12 protein-coding genes, 1 tRNA gene, 3 rRNA genes and 2 pseudogenes are annotated in these 18823 nt (G+C 42.0%); 2 read left to right on the forward strand and 16 right to left on the reverse strand.

Annotated features, from left to right (window positions below; all coding sequences use genetic code 11):
• Positions 1 to 73 precede the first annotated feature (73 nt).
• Positions 74 to 1447, forward strand: a complete 1374-nt coding sequence (locus J6L97_RS09055) for an amino acid permease (protein WP_057726876.1) — start codon at positions 74 to 76, stop codon at positions 1445 to 1447.
• Between the two features lie 31 nt (positions 1448 to 1478).
• Here the strand turns inward: J6L97_RS09055 and J6L97_RS09060 are convergent.
• A pseudogene (locus J6L97_RS09060) lies at positions 1479 to 1998 on the reverse strand (DapH/DapD/GlmU-related protein).
• Positions 1999 to 2106: 108 nt separating this feature from the next.
• Between J6L97_RS09060 and J6L97_RS09065 the strand changes: the two are divergent.
• Positions 2107 to 2988 (forward strand): LysR family transcriptional regulator, encoded by an 882-nt coding sequence (locus J6L97_RS09065; RefSeq protein WP_081036426.1) that lies wholly within the window; start codon positions 2107 to 2109, stop codon positions 2986 to 2988.
• A 42-nt stretch (positions 2989 to 3030) separates the two neighbouring features.
• Here J6L97_RS09065 and J6L97_RS09070 read toward each other — a convergent pair whose 3' ends face one another.
• The 15 genes and pseudogenes from J6L97_RS09070 to J6L97_RS09145 all read right to left on the reverse strand — a co-directional run bounded on the left by J6L97_RS09070 (position 3031) and on the right by J6L97_RS09145 (position 18818).
• The gene (locus J6L97_RS09070; protein ID WP_057726877.1) at positions 3031 to 3399 is read right to left on the reverse strand and encodes a DUF956 family protein; all 369 of its coding nucleotides are present in this window, start codon (positions 3397 to 3399) and stop codon (positions 3031 to 3033) included.
• Between the two features lie 3 nt (positions 3400 to 3402).
• Entirely contained in the window at positions 3403 to 4323 is a 921-nt protein-coding gene (locus J6L97_RS09075; RefSeq protein ID WP_005720854.1) for a PTS system mannose/fructose/sorbose family transporter subunit IID, read from the reverse strand.
• A 28-nt stretch (positions 4324 to 4351) separates the two neighbouring features.
• A complete protein-coding gene (locus J6L97_RS09080; protein WP_005720853.1) occupies positions 4352 to 5161 on the reverse strand; it encodes a PTS mannose/fructose/sorbose transporter subunit IIC in 810 nt (269 codons plus the stop codon).
• A 21-nt stretch (positions 5162 to 5182) separates the two neighbouring features.
• Positions 5183 to 6190 (reverse strand): PTS sugar transporter subunit IIB, encoded by a 1008-nt coding sequence (locus J6L97_RS09085; RefSeq protein ID WP_057726878.1) that lies wholly within the window; start codon positions 6188 to 6190, stop codon positions 5183 to 5185.
• A gap of 295 nt (positions 6191 to 6485) precedes the next feature.
• A tRNA-Asn gene (locus J6L97_RS09090) sits at positions 6486 to 6558 on the reverse strand.
• Between the two features lie 13 nt (positions 6559 to 6571).
• A 5S ribosomal RNA gene (gene rrf / locus J6L97_RS09095) occupies positions 6572 to 6688 on the reverse strand.
• A gap of 70 nt (positions 6689 to 6758) precedes the next feature.
• A 23S ribosomal RNA gene (locus J6L97_RS09100) occupies positions 6759 to 9666 on the reverse strand.
• Between the two features lie 205 nt (positions 9667 to 9871).
• A 16S ribosomal RNA gene (locus J6L97_RS09105) occupies positions 9872 to 11435 on the reverse strand.
• Together the 16S, 23S and 5S rRNA genes with 1 tRNA gene alongside form the textbook arrangement of a ribosomal RNA operon.
• A gap of 710 nt (positions 11436 to 12145) precedes the next feature.
• Positions 12146 to 12274: an LPXTG cell wall anchor domain-containing protein gene (locus tag J6L97_RS11135; protein WP_198563424.1), complete on the reverse strand. Its 129-nt coding sequence runs from the start codon at positions 12272 to 12274 to the stop codon at positions 12146 to 12148.
• Positions 12275 to 12453: 179 nt separating this feature from the next.
• A pseudogene (locus tag J6L97_RS11380) lies at positions 12454 to 14726 on the reverse strand (MBG domain-containing protein); the annotation flags it as partial.
• Positions 14708 to 15043, reverse strand: coding sequence for a hypothetical protein (locus J6L97_RS09125; RefSeq protein WP_054832995.1), 336 nt, complete (start codon positions 15041 to 15043; stop codon positions 14708 to 14710). The pseudogene J6L97_RS11380 and the gene J6L97_RS09125, both read right to left, overlap by 19 nt.
• A complete protein-coding gene (locus J6L97_RS11145) occupies positions 15028 to 15912 on the reverse strand; it encodes a YSIRK-type signal peptide-containing protein (RefSeq protein ID WP_223876380.1) in 885 nt (294 codons plus the stop codon). Before J6L97_RS11145 ends, J6L97_RS09125 begins: the two co-directional genes overlap by 16 nt.
• A 211-nt stretch (positions 15913 to 16123) precedes the next feature.
• Positions 16124 to 17431, reverse strand: a complete 1308-nt coding sequence (gene serS / locus J6L97_RS09135; protein WP_013086796.1) for a serine--tRNA ligase — start codon at positions 17429 to 17431, stop codon at positions 16124 to 16126.
• Between the two features lie 230 nt (positions 17432 to 17661).
• Positions 17662 to 18213 (reverse strand): GNAT family N-acetyltransferase, encoded by a 552-nt coding sequence (locus tag J6L97_RS09140; protein ID WP_005727319.1) that lies wholly within the window; start codon positions 18211 to 18213, stop codon positions 17662 to 17664.
• Positions 18213 to 18818, reverse strand: coding sequence for a TVP38/TMEM64 family protein (locus J6L97_RS09145; RefSeq protein ID WP_005727220.1), 606 nt, complete (start codon positions 18816 to 18818; stop codon positions 18213 to 18215). Before J6L97_RS09145 ends, J6L97_RS09140 begins: the two co-directional genes overlap by 1 nt.
• Between the last annotated feature and the right edge of the window lie 5 nt (positions 18819 to 18823).

Below are 18823 nucleotides of genomic sequence, written 5' to 3' on the forward strand. Positions count from 1 at the left end.
GTCTGGTCATACTAATTGATAATGATAAAATATTAAGTATATGTGAAAAGATTGAGAACACTGGGGGGCTTATATGAGTGAGAAAAAAACACAGACCGCTTCTGGTTATAAACGAACCCTAAGCAATGCACACATTCAGTTAATTGCTTTAGGTGGAACAATTGGGACCGGCCTTTTTCTGGGGGTTGGTGACAGTATTCACCGCGCCGGTCCTAGCGTTATCCTGATATATATTATTGTCGGTATCTTCCTCTTCCTGCTAATGCGGGCACTGGGAGAACTAATTATGTCCGACTTGAACAAGCACACATATATTGATTTTATTGAACAATATTTGGGTAAAAATATTGGCTTTATCACAGGCTATTTGTATTGGTTAAGTTGGATTACCTTGGGTATGGCCGAAACCACGGCCCTAGGAATTTACTTCAAGTATTGGTTTCCAACACTGAAACCTTGGATTCCAGGAATTATTACCATTGTGATCTTGCTGTTAATCAATTTAATTTCAGCTCGTGTCTTTGGCAACTTGGAATTCAGTTTTGCCATTATCAAAATTGTCACGATTATTGCCTTCGTCATCTTGATCCTTTACTTACTAGTAACTGGTGGCAAAACCAGCTTTGGTCCTGTTAGCTTTGCTAACCTTGACGATCATGGCGGCTTCTTCGCCCGTGGCAGTAAAGGATTCTTACAAGGATTTCAAATGGTAATCTTCAGCTTTATTGGAGTTGAATTAATTGGTTTAACCGCGGCTGAAGCACAAAAGCCAGAGACAACGTTGAAGCGAGCAATCAATCAATTACCAATTCGAATTATTTTGTTCTATGTCATGGCTATTTTAGGAATTTTGTTAGTAATTCCATGGTCCAAAGTTGCTACTAACGCTAGTCCATTTGTTGAGGCCTTAGGCGCTACTGGCATTAAAAATGCTAGTTCTATTATTAACTTTGTAGTTATTTCAGCCGCCGTCTCATCAACTAACAGTTTTTTGTATAGTGCTGGTCGATTACTTTTCTCTGTTACTTTTGATGGTAAAGGAAAATGGAACAAAACTTTTGGACATTTATCAAGAAGGCAGCTTCCACAAAATGCATTGATTTTATCCGCATTATTGATGGGATGTGCACCACTAATCACCTTGGTTATTGGCGATCAGGCCTTTAATTTTATCTCATCAACTTCAACTAGTATGTTTTTAATCATCTGGAGTTTGATGATTTTAACTCACATGGCTTACAGGAGAAAAACACCAGCTAATCAGCTAAACGATTTTCAAATGCCAGGTTACCCTTATATCGATTATGTAATCTTGTCATTCTTCGTTTTAATGATTATCCTGCTATTGATTTTACCAAGCTACCGAGTACCAATGGTCGCTGCAATTGCAATCTTTATTGTTTTATACATCATTTCCAAAATTTGGAGTAATGAAAAAGCTGTTTAAAGCAAAAAGTCGAGTTTTTTAGCTCGACCTTTTATTTTGCAATTTTTTTAATTATTTTAGCAGGATTTCCGGCAACTACCGTATTAGCTGGCACATCTTTGGTTACAACGGCATTAGCCGCTACAACGGCGTTTTTACCTACCGTAACGCCAGGCAATATCGTTGCTTTAGCGCCAATCCAGGCGTTTTGTTTGATAACAACTGGCTTTAATTCCAGTTCTTTTCTATGCTGTGGATCCAGCTTGTGATTAACTGAAATCAGGTAGGCTCCAGGCCCAATCAACACATCGTTCTCAATTGTAATCCCGCCTAAGTCGACCATCATCACATTGGCATTAATAAACACGCGCTCGCCTAATTTGATGTTGTGCCCATAATCAGAATAAAATGGTAACCGAATCTCTATACTAGCCAGCTATTTTTTGACCAATTATTTCACTAACCAATTGTCTAACTTCACAGCTACAATGCCGTTGTGTATTTAAATTCTGCAATAATCGCTGATTCTGTTGGGCTAGTTTTCGACGTAAATCGTGATCTTCTGTTTCCATTATTACCACTCCTTTTTCTTGCTCTACTCCAGTTTAAAGGGTAAGCTTATCAATGTGCAAAGCTTATAAGGTATGAAGTATAATAACAATTGTTTATAGGTGATTTAAATGGAATTACGTGTTTTAAATTATTTTGTCGCTACAGCGCAAGAATTAAATATGACGCGAGCTGCACAAAAACTATTAGTCTCACAACCTGCTTTATCGCGTCAGATAGCAGATTTAGAGGATGAATTAGGCGTTAAGTTATTCAACCGCCAACCGCGGCACTTAACCTTAACCCCTGCAGGACAGTATTTATATGAACAAGCAAAAGAAATTCTTACTTTAGCTTCCAAAACCAAGAGTAACCTACAATCTAGTGCTGTCATCAGTGGTGACCTAACTATTGCTGCCGGCGAAAGTTTTGCCATGCAACGTCTAATGAATATCGTCAGCAACATTATTCGGGATTATCCTACAGTTAAAATTCATATTCTAAGTGGCGATTATGAATTTGCAGAAAGGCGTTTAAACACGGGTGCAGTTGATTTTGCCGTAATCATTGGTAATCTACCTTTAGATAATTATCCTTCTCTGCAACTCCCTGAGAAGGATACATGGGGTGTTTTAATGACTAAGGATGATCCTCTAGCAAAAAAGAGTGCTATTACAGCTGAAGATTTAGTTGGACGAAACGTCTTAAATTCACAACAAGCCGAAAATCGAAAGTACTTTGATTCATGGTTCGGTAATTATAAAGAGCAAATTAATATCATCGGTACTGTTAACTTGAATTTCAACGGTACACTTTTAGTTAAAAATAAAGCAGCTATTATGCTCACACTCGATAAGCTAGCCAATATATCAGATGAATCCAATCTAACTTTTAGACCAATTACTCCAATGTTAAAACAGCCGGTCACAGTAATTTGGAAGCGAGAAACCAATTTATCACCTGTAGCTGATTTATTCCTAAATCGTTTACGAGCATCAATTGATGACGATTAACAAAAATAACCTAGATCGAATTGATCTAGGTTATTTTTTACTTTATTTCTTTTTACGACTAAAACGTTGCTTCAATCGTTGCCATAAGCTTAATGCCCTGCGCATATGATCAGCTGGTACATATTTTCTTATTGCTCGCAATATCTTTTTAGGATCACGTGCCGCAAAAATAAATTTACCATTTGACTTAGTTCTGATTTCAAAACGCGGAATATAACGTCCACCAAAGCGGACATCTGCAACCACATAAGTTACTTCATTCCAAGGAATCTGAACATAATCTTCAACGTTTCGTTCGTTATAAAATTCAAAAGCTCTATCGCCGATCATGATTTTGCCGTATGATGCAATTCCTCTAAACCAGGTTGCATCAACAGTGAGATCGACTTTTGTATTAATTGACTTAGCCATTTATTAAAGAATGCCCCATACATGGAAGAGAACACCGACAACGAAGATACCGATGATAATCCAGATTGGTGAAACTTTCTTCTTCAATAACCACATACAGAAGAAAGTTAAGAGCAAACCAGCTAAACCAGGAATTAATTGGTTCAAGTTGTCTTGTAAAGTAGTAACTTTAGTACTGCTTAAAGCTTTACCGTTACCCATATCCCATTGTTGAAGAGCGGATTGGATACCTTTAGCACCTGATGGAAGCTTGTCCCATTCGATGTAACCACCCTTTTGAATAGGAGTTTGAGAAACAATTGGAGTGAACTTGATGTTTACCCAACGTTCAATTAAGGCACCCAAGACGAACATACCCATCATTGAAGCACCACGGGTAACCTTTTGAAGCATACCACCTGACATATCACTGGTGATAGCTGAACCAGCCTTGTAACCAAATTCTTGTGTGTACCATAAGAATGCGATTCTGATAATATTCCAGATAACGAAGAACAAGATAGGACCCATTACGTTACCTGCAATGGCCATTGATGCACCTAATGCACCAACAATTGGACGAACAGTGTACCAGAATACAGGGTCACCAACACCGGCCAAAGGTCCCATCATACCAACCTTAACACCTTGGATAGCGTCATCAGTAACTTCTGCACCGTTAGCCTTATCTTCTTCCAAAGCCAAGGTAACACCAAGAACAGGTGATGCTAAGTATGGGTGAGTGTTAAAGAATACTAAGTGTCTTTGTAAGGCAGCAGATAAATCTTTCTTGTTTGGGTATAACTTTCTCAATGCTGGAATCATTGAATAAGCGTAACCACCGTTTTGCATTCTTTCATAGTTCCATGAACCCTGAAGGAATTGTGAGTGCCACATAACGTTAAAACGGTCGCGCTTGGTTAATTTAGTTTTCTTATCAGCCATTATATAAATCCTCCTCTATGCGTTCATTTTAATAGTCATCAATGATATCGCCGAGTGGATCGCCAGTGCCGGCATCGCCAGAATTATTGTTTCCACCGTTGCCACCCTTAGCTTCAAGAGCTAAGTACATCAAAGCCATTGAAAGGCCAATAGCACCAAGGGCGATCAAAGTTAAGTCTTTGATAGCAGCAAGGGCAAAACCAATTGCGAAGAATGGCCATACTTCCTTACTTGCCATCATGTTAATAACCATAGCGTAACCTACGGCTACAACCATCGCACCACCGATAGTCATACCTTCGTTTAACCATTGTGGCATCATTGCAAGCCAACTTCTAACAGTACCTGAAGGGATTGCTAAAAGAAGTGCAGCTGGGATAGCAATTCTCAAACCTTGTAAACATACGGCAATCCATTGCCATAAGTTGATCATACGCCAGTTACCCTTCTTAGCTTCTGCGTCCATGATGTGAACGATAGCAGTTGAAATAGTACGTACGATCATAGTTAAGAACAAACCAGCAACAGCTAATGGGATAGCGATACCAGTAGCAGTACCAATACCCTTAATACCTTGACCACCTTCGATCAAGATAATAGCTGAAGCTACTGATGCTAAGGCAGCATCTGGTGCAACAGCGGCACCAATGTTAGCCCAACCTAAAGCGATCATTTGTAATGAACCACCTAAGGCAACACCTAAATCCAAGTGACCGGTTACTAAACCGATCAAAGTACAAGCAACTAATGGTTGGTGGAATTGCCATTCATCCAAGATACCTTCCATACCGGCAAGAAAGGCAACAAACACAACCAAAATCATTTGAATAGCGTTCATTTATTTACTCCTAATTATTTATTACTTTTTTTCGTCAAGTAAAGTTTGAGCCTTCTTCAAGATAGCATCCATATTACTTGGAGCATCTGAAGGAACTTTTCTTACATCAAACTTAACGCCCATCTTTTCAAGTTCACGGAATGTATCAACGTCTTTTTGATTCATTGATAATACGTTGTTGGCGTTAACATCGCCTTCCTTATATGACATTGAACCAACGTTGATATTCTTAAGATCAATACCGCCTTTGATAGCCCTCAATACATCTTCTGGATTTTCAAACAAAAGAAGTGCATGAGTGTTTCCAAATCTTGGATCTTTAGCAATTTCTTCCATCTTCTTGAGTGGAACAGTATGAGCCTTAACACCAGCTGGTGCAGCTTCACGAATCATACTCTTACGTAAATCATCCTTAGCTACACTATCTGAAACAACAATTACTCTATCAGGCTTCATAGCTGGAATCCAACCAGTTGCCACTTGACCGTGAAGCAAACGTGAATCAATTCTTGCCAAAACGTACTTGATATGACCATCACCAATAACAGTACCTTCTGGAATGCTCTTCTTACTGCCCTTAGCAGCAGCTTTGTCAGCTGCTGGAGCTGCAGCAGCCGTCTTAGGCATTAAGTCAGCTGGCTTAGTCTTAATTCCATCTCTACCAGGTTGAACAACTGCAGTGGCGATGTGCTTTGCAGTTGCATTAGCATCCATCATTCTCTCAGTTAATGCTTGTACAACCATTGGTAAATTCATACCAGCAACAATTGCCCATTTATCATGCTTTTCAGCAAGTCCATTTGCTTGGTTAAATGGAGTACCACCCCATAAGTCAACCAAGAACAAAACTTCATCCTGGTTATCAAATGAAGCAATTGCTTTTTCCATTTTGCCACGAATGTCATCTGGACCTTCATCAGGCTTTAAGATAACATGTGCAAAATTATCTTGTTCACCGAAAAGCATTTGCGCAGATTGTGCAATACCATCGGCAAAGCCACCATGGCTGGCTAAAACAATTCCTACCATGTAATTTCCTCCTCTAGATCAAAAAATGAATCCGCTTTTATTATACGATAAATATAGACTTTAAAAAAGCGTTTTTTGAAAATAATTTCATAAAGTGCCAATTTGTTTCAAGCAGTCCAAATGCCTTGTCTCCCAAGCAAAGACAGAAATTAGTCTAATAAAAAAAGAAAGCCTGTTTTCATGATTTGAGTCGTTTTTCACAAATTTGGCTTCCTATTAAAATATATGCTGGTTGGATAATTTCATTTTCATAAAATAACAAAAAAGGAAGCCTTCCGCTTCCTTCTTCCCTTTACTCCGGCTGTCAGACTCGAACTGACGACATCTTGATTAACAGTCAAGCGCTCTACCAACTGAGCTAAGCCGGAATATTAAAAAAGAGCACGGCAGCTTCCTTTCCTCGCAGGCAGTTGCCCACCAACTACTTTCGGCGTTAAGAAGCTTAACTTCTGTGTTCGGCATGGGAACAGGTGTATCCTTCTTGCTTTCGCCACCGTACTCTTTTGAGCTTTTACACTCAAAACTAAACATAATCCTCCTCGCAAAAAAACTTCCAGTTTGCTTCGCTTTGGTCAAGTCCTCGACTGATTAGTACTGGTCCGCTCCATCCTTCACAGGACTTCCACTCCCAGCCTATCTACCTCATCGTCTCTGAGGTGTCTTACTGCTTACGCAAAGGAAATCTCATCTTGAGGGGGGCTTCGCACTTAGATGCTTTCAGCGCTTATCCCTTCCGCACATAGCTACCCAGCGATGCTCCTGGCGGAACAACTGGTACACCAGCGGTGCGTCCATCCCGGTCCTCTCGTACTAAGGACAGCTCCTCTCAAATTTCCTACGCCCACGACGGATAGGGACCGAACTGTCTCACGACGTTCTGAACCCAGCTCGCGTGCCGCTTTAATGGGCGAACAGCCCAACCCTTGGGACCGACTTCAGCCCCAGGATGCGACGAGCCGACATCGAGGTGCCAAACCTCCCCGTCGATGTGAACTCTTGGGGGAGATAAGCCTGTTATCCCCAGGGTAGCTTTTATCCGTTGAGTGATGGCCCTTCCATACGGTACCACCAGATCACTAAGTCCTAGTTTCCTACCTGCTCGAGTTGTCTCTCTCGCAGTCAAGCTCCCTTATACCTTTACACTCTGCGAATGATTTCCAACCATTCTGAGGGAACCTTTGAGCGCCTCCGTTACACTTTAGGAGGCGACCGCCCCAGTCAAACTGCCCACCTGACACTGTCCCTGGCCTGGCTTACAGGTCGAGGTTAGAGCATCCTTCAAACAAGGGTAGTATCCCAACATTGCCTCCAATAAGACTAGCGTCCTATCTTCTCTGGCTCCTACCTATCCTGTACATGTTTAAAAGATACTCAATATCAAGCTACAGTGAAGCTCCATGGGGTCTTTCCGTCCTGTCGCGGGTAACCCGCATCTTCACGGGTATTATAATTTCACCGAGTCTCTCGTTGAGACAGTGCCCAAATCATTACACCTTTCGTGCAGGTCGGAACTTACCCGACAAGGAATTTCGCTACCTTAGGACCGTTATAGTTACGGCCGCCGTTTACTGGGGCTTCAATTCAAACCTTCGCTTACGCTAAGCTCTCCTCTTAACCTTCCAGCACCGGGCAGGTGTCAGCCTCTATACGTCATCTTACGATTTTGCAGAGACCTGTGTTTTTGATAAACAGTTGTTTGGGCCTATTCACTGCGGCTAACCAATCTCTTGGCTAGCACCCCTTCTTCCGAAGTTACGGGGTCATTTTGCCGAGTTCCTTAACGAGAGTTCTCTCGCTCACCTTAGTGTTCTCCACTCGACTACCTGTGTCGGTTTGCGGTACGGGTATGTCATCTCTGGCTAGAAGCTTTTCTTGGCAGTGTGATTACCACACCTTCGCTACTTTTAATTCACTCCTCTTCACAACTCGTGTTGCTGGTTAGAAGCATTTGACTCTTAACCGCACTTGTTGCTTGAACATCGTTCCATCGCGATGCGTGCTTCACCTCCTGCGTCCCTCCTTCGCTCTTAACGATTTGACACAGTACAGGAATCTCTACCTGTTATCCATCGACTACGCCTCTCGGCCTTGCCTTAGGTCCCGACTTACCCTGGGCGGACGAGCCTGCCCCAGGAAACCTTAGTCTTTCGGCGGATAGGATTCTCACCTATCTTTCGCTACTCATACCGGCATTCTCACTTCTAAGCGCTCCATTGATCCTCTCGATTCAACTTCTCCGCCCTTAGAACGCTCTCCTACCACGTGCTCTTTAAAACACATCCACAGTTTCGGTACTATGCTTAGCCCCGGTAAATTTTCGGCGCAGCGCCACTCGACTAGTGAGCTATTACGCACTCTTTGAATGATGGCTGCTTCTGAGCCAACGTCCTAGTTGTCTACGCAACTCCACATCCTTTTCCACTTAGCATAGATTTGGGGACCTTAACTGGTGATCTGGGCTGTTTCCCTTTCGACTACGGATCTTATCACTCGCAGTCTGACTCCCGTGTATGGATATCTGGAATTCGTAGTTTATCTGGATTCAGTAACCCCTGACGGGCCCCTAGTCCAAACAGAGCTCTACCTCCATTATCCTCTCCACGAGGCTAGCCCTAAAGCTATTTCGGAGAGAACCAGCTATCTCCAAGTTCGTTTGGAATTTCACCGCTACCCACAACTCATCCCCGCAATTTTTAACTTACGTGGGTTCGGCCCTCCAGTGCGTTTTACCACACCTTCAGCCTGGTCATGGGTAGGTCACTTGGTTTCGGGTCTACGTCACCTAACTTTTCGCCCTATTAAGACTCGCTTTCGCTCCGGCTCCGTCTTTTCTGACTTAACCTCGCTAGATAACGTAACTCGCCGGTTCATTCTACAAAAGGCACGCCATTGCACTTTAATGTGCTTTGACTACTTGTAGACACACGGTTTCAGGTTCTTTTTCACTCCCCTTCCGGGGTTCTTTTCACCTTTCCCTCACGGTACTGGTTCACTATCGGTCACTAACTAGTATTTAGCCTTGCGAGATGGTCCTCGCGGTTTCAACCGGGATTCCTCGTGTCCCGGCCTACTCAGGATTCTGCTAGGCGTGCTTGAGATTTCGCTTACGGGGCTCTCACCCTCTCTGGCTTACCTTCCCAGATAATTCAACTATCTCTTACACTGCCACGTCGCAGTCCTACAACCCCAAATGATAAATCACTTGGTTTGGGCTCTTTCCTCTTCGCTCGCCGCTACTAAGGAAATCGATCTTTCTTTCTCTTCCTGCAGCTACTTAGATGTTTCAGTTCACTGCGTCTTCCTTTGATTAGCTATCTATTCACTAATCAATAATGCATCTCTGCATTGGGTTCCCCCATTCGGATATCTCCGGATCACTGCGTACTTACCGCTCCCCGAAGCTTTTCGTAGTTCGTCACGTCCTTCTTCGGCTGTTAGTGCCTAGGCATTCACCGTGCGCCCTTTTCTACTTGACCTTACTCAAGAATTCTCTTCTCGGTCGCTCTACAATCTGTTCTCTTTGATTGTCTCGGTTTTTTGCTTGGATTATATTCAGTTTTCAATGTACTAGCTCTTTTTGAGGTACTACCCTCAAAACTAAACAAAGTTTCTCAGTGTGCTTCCGCTTGCTCTGGATACTTCTCTTAGCATTCCTGCTCTCCATATCCTTCGCTTCCTTAGAAAGGAGGTGATCCAGCCGCAGGTTCTCCTACGGCTACCTTGTTACGACTTCACCCCAGTCATCTGCCCTGCCTTAGACGGCTCCTTCCCGAAGGTTAGGCCACCGGCTTTGGGCATTGCAGACTCCCATGGTGTGACGGGCGGTGTGTACAAGGCCCGGGAACGTATTCACCGCGGCGTGCTGATCCGCGATTACTAGCGATTCCAGCTTCGTGCAGTCGAGTTGCAGACTGCAGTCCGAACTGAGAACAGCTTTCAGAGATTCGCTTGCCTTCGCAGGCTCGCTTCTCGTTGTACTGCCCATTGTAGCACGTGTGTAGCCCAGGTCATAAGGGGCATGATGACTTGACGTCATCCCCACCTTCCTCCGGTTTGTCACCGGCAGTCTCATTAGAGTGCCCAACTTAATGCTGGCAACTAATAACAAGGGTTGCGCTCGTTGCGGGACTTAACCCAACATCTCACGACACGAGCTGACGACAGCCATGCACCACCTGTCTTAGCGTCCCCGAAGGGAACTTTGTATCTCTACAAATGGCACTAGATGTCAAGACCTGGTAAGGTTCTTCGCGTTGCTTCGAATTAAACCACATGCTCCACCGCTTGTGCGGGCCCCCGTCAATTCCTTTGAGTTTCAACCTTGCGGTCGTACTCCCCAGGCGGAGTGCTTAATGCGTTAGCTGCAGCACTGAGAGGCGGAAACCTCCCAACACTTAGCACTCATCGTTTACGGCATGGACTACCAGGGTATCTAATCCTGTTCGCTACCCATGCTTTCGAGCCTCAGCGTCAGTTGCAGACCAGAGAGCCGCCTTCGCCACTGGTGTTCTTCCATATATCTACGCATTCCACCGCTACACATGGAGTTCCACTCTCCTCTTCTGCACTCAAGAAAAACAGTTTCCGATGCAGTTCCTCGGTTAAGCCGAGGGCTTTCACATCAGACTTATTCTTCCGCCTGCGCTCGCTTTACGCCCAATAAATCCGGACAACGCTTGCCACCTACGTATTACCGCGGCTGCTGGCACGTAGTTAGCCGTGACTTTCTGGTTGATTACCGTCAAATAAAGGCCAGTTACTACCTCTATCCTTCTTCACCAACAACAGAGCTTTACGATCCGAAAACCTTCTTCACTCACGCGGCGTTGCTCCATCAGACTTGCGTCCATTGTGGAAGATTCCCTACTGCTGCCTCCCGTAGGAGTTTGGGCCGTGTCTCAGTCCCAATGTGGCCGATCAGTCTCTCAACTCGGCTATGCATCATCGCCTTGGTAAGCCTTTACCTTACCAACTAGCTAATGCACCGCGGGGCCATCCCATAGCGACAGCTTACGCCGCCTTTTAAAAGCTGATCATGCGATCTGCTTTCTTATCCGGTATTAGCACCTGTTTCCAAGTGGTATCCCAGACTATGGGGCAGGTTCCCCACGTGTTACTCACCCATCCGCCGCTCGCTTTCCTAACGTCATTACCGAAGTAAATCTGTTAGTTCCGCTCGCTCGACTTGCATGTATTAGGCACGCCGCCAGCGTTCGTCCTGAGCCAGGATCAAACTCTCATTTTAAAAAGTTTGAATGATTGCTCATTCCTTATTTAAGATCTTTGTCTCAAATTTATTGCTTGCGAATTGACTTCGCTTCTTGTTTGGGTTTTTACACCCGCACACTTTTAGCGAAACTTTGTTCAGTTTTCAAAGTACTACCTCTGTCTTGCTTTTTGTAAAGCAGACAGCTTTTATATTTTATCAAACCATCATTTCTTTGTCAAGAACTTTTTGATTTGTTTTTTCGTCTTGCTCAAGCTTTTTCTGCTTTCACCTGACGACATTTAAATATATTACCAGCTTATTTACTTCTTTGCAAGTACTTTTTTCTTTTTATTTGTTTTCTTTCCTTGCATGTCTGTTTTTAAGCTCTCGTCGCATCTCTCGAAGCGACTTTATTAATTTACCTTATTTTCTCCGCTTTGGCAAGTCTTGCTTTTCGTTCGCAATCTTTTAGAAACGCTTGGACGCGTTGTAATTATTTCTTTATTTATATTTCAATCTACTTTTTCTTTTTGCTTACTTTATTTTTATCCTTACGCTTATTATTCGAGTTTTACTGTTTTTTCTCTTAATTTTAGTACAAAATTTTTCGAATTTTTTTCAAAATAATTCAAAAAAACAGTGTTTTGCCTAATTTTTCACTCAAAAATGCAAAAAAAGACGTTTATCAAATATAATCATTCGATAAACGTCTCATTTTATATCTTTAGATGATCAATTTTTAGTGTCTATTCATCTTTTTTCTTACGTTTTTCAACGCCAAGTAAACTAATCCAACCTAAACCAGCGAGTAATGTACCAATCAAACCTAGTGTGTGTTTGTGTTCACTACCAGTTTGAGGCAATAAGTCTTGCACGGACTTCGGTTTTGCATTTAATTTGTTAGCTAATTGCTTTCTTTCTGCTTTGCCGGTTTATCTGGCTTAGCAAGCTTGTTTGGCTTATCCGGTTTATTTGGTTTGTCAGGTTTATCTGGCTTCGGCTCTGGAGCTGGTACTTCATCTTGCTTGTAAGTAATTTTAATATTACTGTCAGCCGTATCTACTGAAACCTTTTCCGCTGCCACCTTACTTTGTGAAGCAGTGTAGCCACTAAATGTTGGAGCAGTATATGCATCCCACTGAGTATTACCATCTACCTTCCACTCACTGTATGTAACTTTGCCAGTAACTTTATCAAACGTTACTTTTTGAGTGATAATCAGCTTAGCACCAAAAGGCGTAATGACTGTAATTATTCTAGTTGGAGTCTTAGTCAAAGTATCGAAGTGATCATAGTTCTTACTTGAATCACCTGGCACTGGACCTGTTGGAACATCCCTTGGTGGAGTTTCTGGAGTAACAATAATGGTGTCGTGTTCAACCCTTACAGTTATAGTTGGAATGCCATCAGCAGTTGCAACTACTGTCTTAGGAATATCCTGTCCTGAAACAATCTTCCATCCTGCTGGAACTTGTGGATTTACATCTACTGTTTCACCGGTCTTGCCACTAAGCGGAGTTTGCCCTACTTCTTTGCCATCACTATCAACGTAAGAAATCTTCCCCGTTTGAGTGTTGACAGTATAAGTAACAGTGACTTCACTATCCTTATCATTGCCAGTTACTTTCACTTGTTCAACCTTGTTAGGATTTGTGGTATAGCCAGCAAATTCCTTCGGCGTAAATCCAGCAAATGTATCCTTACCATCTACCGCAGTCCATTGGCCTTCACTATTGGCAACCAGCTTTCCAGTAACCAAATCATATACGGCAGTCCGCGTAAATTCAACGGTCTGTTTCTTTTGATCTTCTGAAATCTGAGCTAGTTGTTCTTCACTCAAACCTTCGTAATTAATGGTTCGGGTGACATCCTTAACTAGGTCATTTTTCTTGAACCAGCTTTCATCCTTAGTAGGATTGGTTGCTGAATCAGTTGGATCAACGATTGCTGTCTTGTGAACTAATTTAATGTACAAGTTCTGACTTAATGCCTTGCCAAAAGTATAGCTAGTTGGCAATTCTTGATCTGGTGCTAACTCGTAGTTCTCTGGAAGCTTCAAATCAAGGTTATCAACAGTTGAGCCAGCAACGCCAGATTCAGCTGGAATTCCATTTGCAAATTCATAAGTCAAACCTGCCGGAACTGTAATAGCAGTTGGAACATTAACTTTAAAGTTTGTTCCATCAATTACTGGTACAGTGCTTTCTTGACTATAGTTAGGATTATCATCTTGCAATTTTTTCAATCCCTTAGCAGTTAAGGCAATGTAGTAAGTACCGGCATTTGTTGGCGCAGAAATTGGCTTACCATTGGCATCGACCTATTCATAATCACCAGCTGCTAGGTTAGCAGTATTCAACGTTTCACCGCTTACTAAACCAATTGGAGTGAATACACCGAAGTTGGTAGCTTGAGTGTTAATCGTTGCAGGTTGACCATCGTACGTCTTGCCATCTGCGCCCTTACTATTACCGTCAAGAACTACATTAAGATCCTTTTGTTTAATTGTGTAAGTGGCAGAGCCTAGCAGGTCTTCAGCATCCAAGGTGACATTTCCTTGACCAGCGTATTGGTTAAGGGCTTTTTGCAAGTTAACAATACCATTGGCACTCAGCTTAATCGTGTAAGTACCAGCATTAACTGGTGCGCTGCCAGCATTTCAAATATAATCACCGTCTTGCAGAGCATACGTACTTTCGGTAGTTGGACCTGGGAAAGTAAAGTGAACTAAAATTTGACCATTGCTGTTAACTTGTGCAGTTGTTACAGCTGTACCATCAAATGTCTTTTGGTTAGAGCCATTAAGTTTTGCGTCAGCAGTGGCTGCAGTAACTATGTAGTTAGCTGTTGTCTTAAATGTCCACTTGTAGTTAGCACCATTATTACCAGTTAGTTGCTTAAGCTTTTCTTGACCAGCCTGTGACAATTTAACTTGGTAAGTACCGACATTCGTTGCATTACCAACAATTTGCAAATCGTCAGCAGTTAACTTAAGTGTCTGAGCTTCACCATCAGCGGAGTAAACCGTCGCATCGTAGGTTACGTTGTACTTATTCAAGTTAAGTCCACTTGGTAAGGTTTGCTTAGCATCATAAGTCTTGCTGTCACCACTATTCAGGGTAACAGTAGCTTCGCCCTGGTTAATGTACCCTTAGTAGTTACATCAGCTGCTACTTGTGGGTATGCGTAGTTAGTACCCAAAGCTTTTTCAATGTTAGCCAACCCTTGCGCAGATAATTCCACGTGGTATTCACCGACATTGCCTGGGGTTTGATCAAAGATCAAGTCACCATCTTTAGCAGTGTAGCTTAAATTAGTACTATTTTTACCATACGTATATTTACAACAACATAATCCTTGCCTGGATCAGGAACATTAACTTGCCAAGTTTGTCCAGCTTCTTTAGGTAGACTCCATGAACCAGAAATCACTTTAAATCCTGGCGTTGTTGAATCACCTGCTGTTTGATCCCATTGCCAATTACCATAAGTAATCGTGTTATTAGCAACATTTAAACTACCAGTCTGGGCATAGAATACCTGTATTTGTGAATCAGGTGCAAATTGTTGACCATTTTTGTCACCACCAGCAATTACATATTTAGCCGTTACTGTTCTCGCTTGCTGTTTTACTGGAATATACAAAACAGTGTGAACTGGACGGGCTTCATAAACTGATGCGTTAGGAAGATTTGCGTAAAAGCAGGCAAAGTGCATTGTCCTGGAATTGACGCACCGTTTGCTAATTCGTAACCATAACCTTCTGGATCAGTTGGAATGGTCATATTAAAGTTGAGGTTAGTTTGAACACCAGGGATAAATTCTTGTGAATAAGTTTGACCGACAACCGCATTATTGTTGTACTGGTCTACAAATTCAAACGTCACCTTTTGCGCAACATTAACATTAGCATTCAATTCGTAGTAGTAATACTTACCATCTGCATCATATTGAGCACCAAGCGTACCATTTGGAACAGTAACGCGAATAGTAGCATTTTGCTTGCCACTCACTAAGCCATCAGCATTTGTTTGCAAGCGGGAAATAATATAGTTTGGCTGATAACTGTCGGTGCCTTGAGTGAAAGTAGTTTGCTGACCTGAATCGCCGCTCTTATTGTAAGCACTATAAGAAACTTCCTTATTATTTTGAGTAGAAACACCTTTAGTATCTTCTGGACTAGTAGCTTTTTTATCTTCTGCCTGTTTAGTTGAATTCTGCTCGGTTGAATTTTTGCTAGTCAAAGGATCGGTACCGCTAACTTCTTTTTGAGCAGTAGTATCGTTATCATTCTTATCAGCTGTCGTAGTCTGATCATTTCCAGTATCTGTGGTAGTCTTCTTAGCCGACTCAACCTCTTCTGTTTCTACTGGATCCGTAGTATCCGCATGAACCGTTTGACTTGTATTCATCGTCCAAAGCAAAGTTGAAAGCAAAACGGAACAAACTCCAATGTTCAATTTTCTAATACTAAAGCGCTGCTTGCCTTCAAAGTCATTTTTATTAAAAGTCATAGTCTCTCAATCCCCTTAAGTTATGTTTTATCTCTAACTTATAGTCTTTCTATTACGCGGTTTTATTCTATTCATCTATTTTAATCCCTAACATAAATCACAACAAAAAGCAGGCTTAAATTATATGCAAAAAAATCGTTATTTTAAGTTGTCAGTCACAACAACTAAAATAACGATTTTATTGTGCTCATTTTTTAATTAAATTTAGGAATTAAATTAAACCTGATTCTTTAGTAATCTTCTTCATACCATTCATGTAAGGAACAAGTACATCAGGAACAGTTACTGAACCATCTTCGTTTTGGTAATTTTCCAAAATAGCAGCTACACAACGACCAACAGCCAAACCTGAGCCATTTAAAGTGTGTGCCAAGTGAAGCTTGCCGTCTTCATCACGGTAACGAATTTGTGCACGGCGAGCTTGGAAGTCAGTACAGTTTGAACAACTTGAGATTTCACGGTACTTGTCTTGTGCAGGCATCCAAACTTCAAGGTCGTAAGTCTTAGCACTAGTAAAACTTGCATCCCCAGTTGAAAGAGCAACTACGTGATATGGCAGGCCCAACTTTTGCAATAAGTGTTCCGCATTATGAGTTAACTTCTCGAGTTCATCCCATGATTCGTCAGGCTTACATACCTTAACCATTTCAACCTTACGGAATTCGTGCATTCTAATCAAACCACGAGTGTCCCGTCCTGCTGACCCTGCTTCACTTCTGAATGCTGGTGACAATGCAGTAACATTGATTGGCAACTTGTTTTCATGAATAATTTCATTTCTGAAGTAGTTTACCAATGGAACTTCAGCAGTTGGGATCAAAGTTAAGTCACGTGGCTTATCTGGATCATCATTATCAACGATGGTATAAACATCTTCGTGGAACTTAGGGAATTGACCAGTTCCTTGCATTGATGCATCGTTTACCAAGTATGGTGGGATAATTTCGGTATAACCTTCCTTAGTGTTTTCATCAAGGAAGAAGTTGAAGACAGCACGTTCCAAAAGCGCACCAGCACCGATGTAGTAAACAAAACGTGCACCTGAAACCTTTGAAGCACGGTCCCAGTCTAAGATGCCAAGGTCAGTACCAATATCCCAGTGAGCCTTTGGCTTAAAGTTAAATTCAGTAGTTGGGTGCCACTTACGAACTTCTTCGTTGTAGCTATCGTCCGGACCAATTGGGTCTGAATCAGCTGGGAAGTTAGGCAATCTAAGCAAGATGTAGTTTTGCTTTTCAGTTAATTCCGCAACTTCCTTATCTAAGTCTTTGATTTCCTTACCTACTTCACGCATAGCAGCAATTGCATCGCTAGCATCTTCTTTGTTACGCTTTTTTTCTGCAATTTGCTTAGAAACGTCGTTACGCTTAGCCTTTAATTGTTCACTCTTAGTCAAATCCTTACGACGCTTAGCGTCAATTTCAACTAATTCATCTAATTCTTCTGGCTTAATGCCACGTGTAGCCAATTTCTTCTTTGACCAGTCAAGATTCTCACGAATCACTTTAATATCAAGCATATAAAACCTCCATGATATGCATAAAAAAAGAGCCGACTTATCCCTACACTTGGGACGAATCGGCTCTTACACGGTTTCGCGGTACCACCCAGCTTCAGTCTATCTAGACTGCACCTCTTTACCAGACGAGTAACGACGTCAAACCGTGCAACTATTAATTGCCCACATTATTGAAATCTGGAAGCGACTATGCATTCACTCGCACCAACCGTGAACTCTCTGAAGCAGTCTTAGGATTTCGTGTTTGCATTTATTTTAAGCCATTCTTCTTTTTTGAGCAAATAATATTTTTCTTTAAACGAAAAAAGTGCACTAACTTGTGTGTAATCGACAGTATAAACATACTGAAATCCTAGTGTTTTAAGCAATTTCTGTGATTTTTCATTATCGGCAAAAGTTCCAGCCCAGACTTCTACTTGCTTTTTCTTTTTAAAAGCATAGGTCAAAATCAATCGTAAAGCTTCAGTCATATAGCCGTGACCTTCAAACGACTGATCTAGCAAAAAGCCAACTTCTTTAGTCTTTAATAGGCCACTCTTTTCATCTAAGCCGCGTTCATACAATTCAACCAGACCGATCACTTCATTGTTCTTGCGCAAGCAAACGACATAACTTTCAGGACGCGACATATATTGCTTCACGCCATTAACCGCCTCAGTCAGATTGCGGTATTCCTCAAAGCCAGCCATCTTGTGGTAGCGGGGATTGCCACCCCACTTCAGTAATTGCTGCGCGTCCCTTTCTTCAAAAGGTCTCAAATATATTCTCTTAGATTCAAGCATTAGTTACCCATCAGCTTCAAGAGCCACTTTGCACCAAACTGTAGGCCTATACTATAGGCCGCAATTGTCCATGGCTTACACAAAATAATAATCCAAAAATAAGTCCAAAACTTCATTTTAGTCAATCCTGCTAGCAGGCAAAGCACGTCATCGGGAGCTGCTGGGGCGAGAATACATAATGCAAAGAACCAATTAAATTTATTCTGATTCTCTGTCCACTTCATATATTTATCAAGCGTTTCTTCCGAAACAATATGCAAAATAAAGGGCCGGCCGTAGTGTCTAGCTAAAAAGAAGTTGATAATTGAGCCAATACAAATCCCCACGTAGTTATAAATAAACCCAGCAACTGGGCCAAAGAAGACCACGCCTCCTAATAAAGACACGCCCCCAGGAATAATCGGAATAACTACCTGAACAATTTGAATCAACACGAAAATAATCGGACCAACAATTTGTTTATTAGCCAGATAAGCCCGCATTTTAGCTTGATCGGTAAAGATCCCCAAACGGTACCAATAAATCACCAGCAACACGATTGCGATTCCACAAACTATAGTTGCAATATTGATTAATTTACGACTAGCCTTAGTCGATAGATGCATTTTCT

It is taken from the genome of Lactobacillus crispatus (genome assembly GCF_018987235.1).
GTDB classification, from domain to species: domain Bacteria; phylum Bacillota; class Bacilli; order Lactobacillales; family Lactobacillaceae; genus Lactobacillus; species Lactobacillus crispatus.

Bases quoted from the DNA above. Each gene is read 5' to 3' on its own strand.
- J6L97_RS09055 (WP_057726876.1), top strand. From the start codon at position 74: ATGAGTGAGAAAAAAACACAGACCGCTTCTGGTTATAAACGAACCCTA.
- J6L97_RS09065 (WP_081036426.1), top strand. From the start codon at position 2,107: ATGGAATTACGTGTTTTAAATTATTTTGTCGCTACAGCGCAAGAATTA.
- J6L97_RS09070 (WP_057726877.1), bottom strand. From the start codon at position 3,399: ATGGCTAAGTCAATTAATACAAAAGTCGATCTCACTGTTGATGCAACC.
- J6L97_RS09075 (WP_005720854.1), bottom strand. From the start codon at position 4,323: ATGGCTGATAAGAAAACTAAATTAACCAAGCGCGACCGTTTTAACGTT.
- J6L97_RS09080 (WP_005720853.1), bottom strand. From the start codon at position 5,161: ATGAACGCTATTCAAATGATTTTGGTTGTGTTTGTTGCCTTTCTTGCC.
- J6L97_RS09085 (WP_057726878.1), bottom strand. From the start codon at position 6,190: ATGGTAGGAATTGTTTTAGCCAGCCATGGTGGCTTTGCCGATGGTATT.
- J6L97_RS11145 (WP_223876380.1), bottom strand. From the start codon at position 15,912: ATGACTTTTAATAAAAATGACTTTGAAGGCAAGCAGCGCTTTAGTATT.
- serS (WP_013086796.1), bottom strand. From the start codon at position 17,431: ATGCTTGATATTAAAGTGATTCGTGAGAATCTTGACTGGTCAAAGAAG.
- J6L97_RS09140 (WP_005727319.1), bottom strand. From the start codon at position 18,213: ATGCTTGAATCTAAGAGAATATATTTGAGACCTTTTGAAGAAAGGGAC.
- J6L97_RS09145 (WP_005727220.1), bottom strand. From the start codon at position 18,818: ATGCATCTATCGACTAAGGCTAGTCGTAAATTAATCAATATTGCAACT.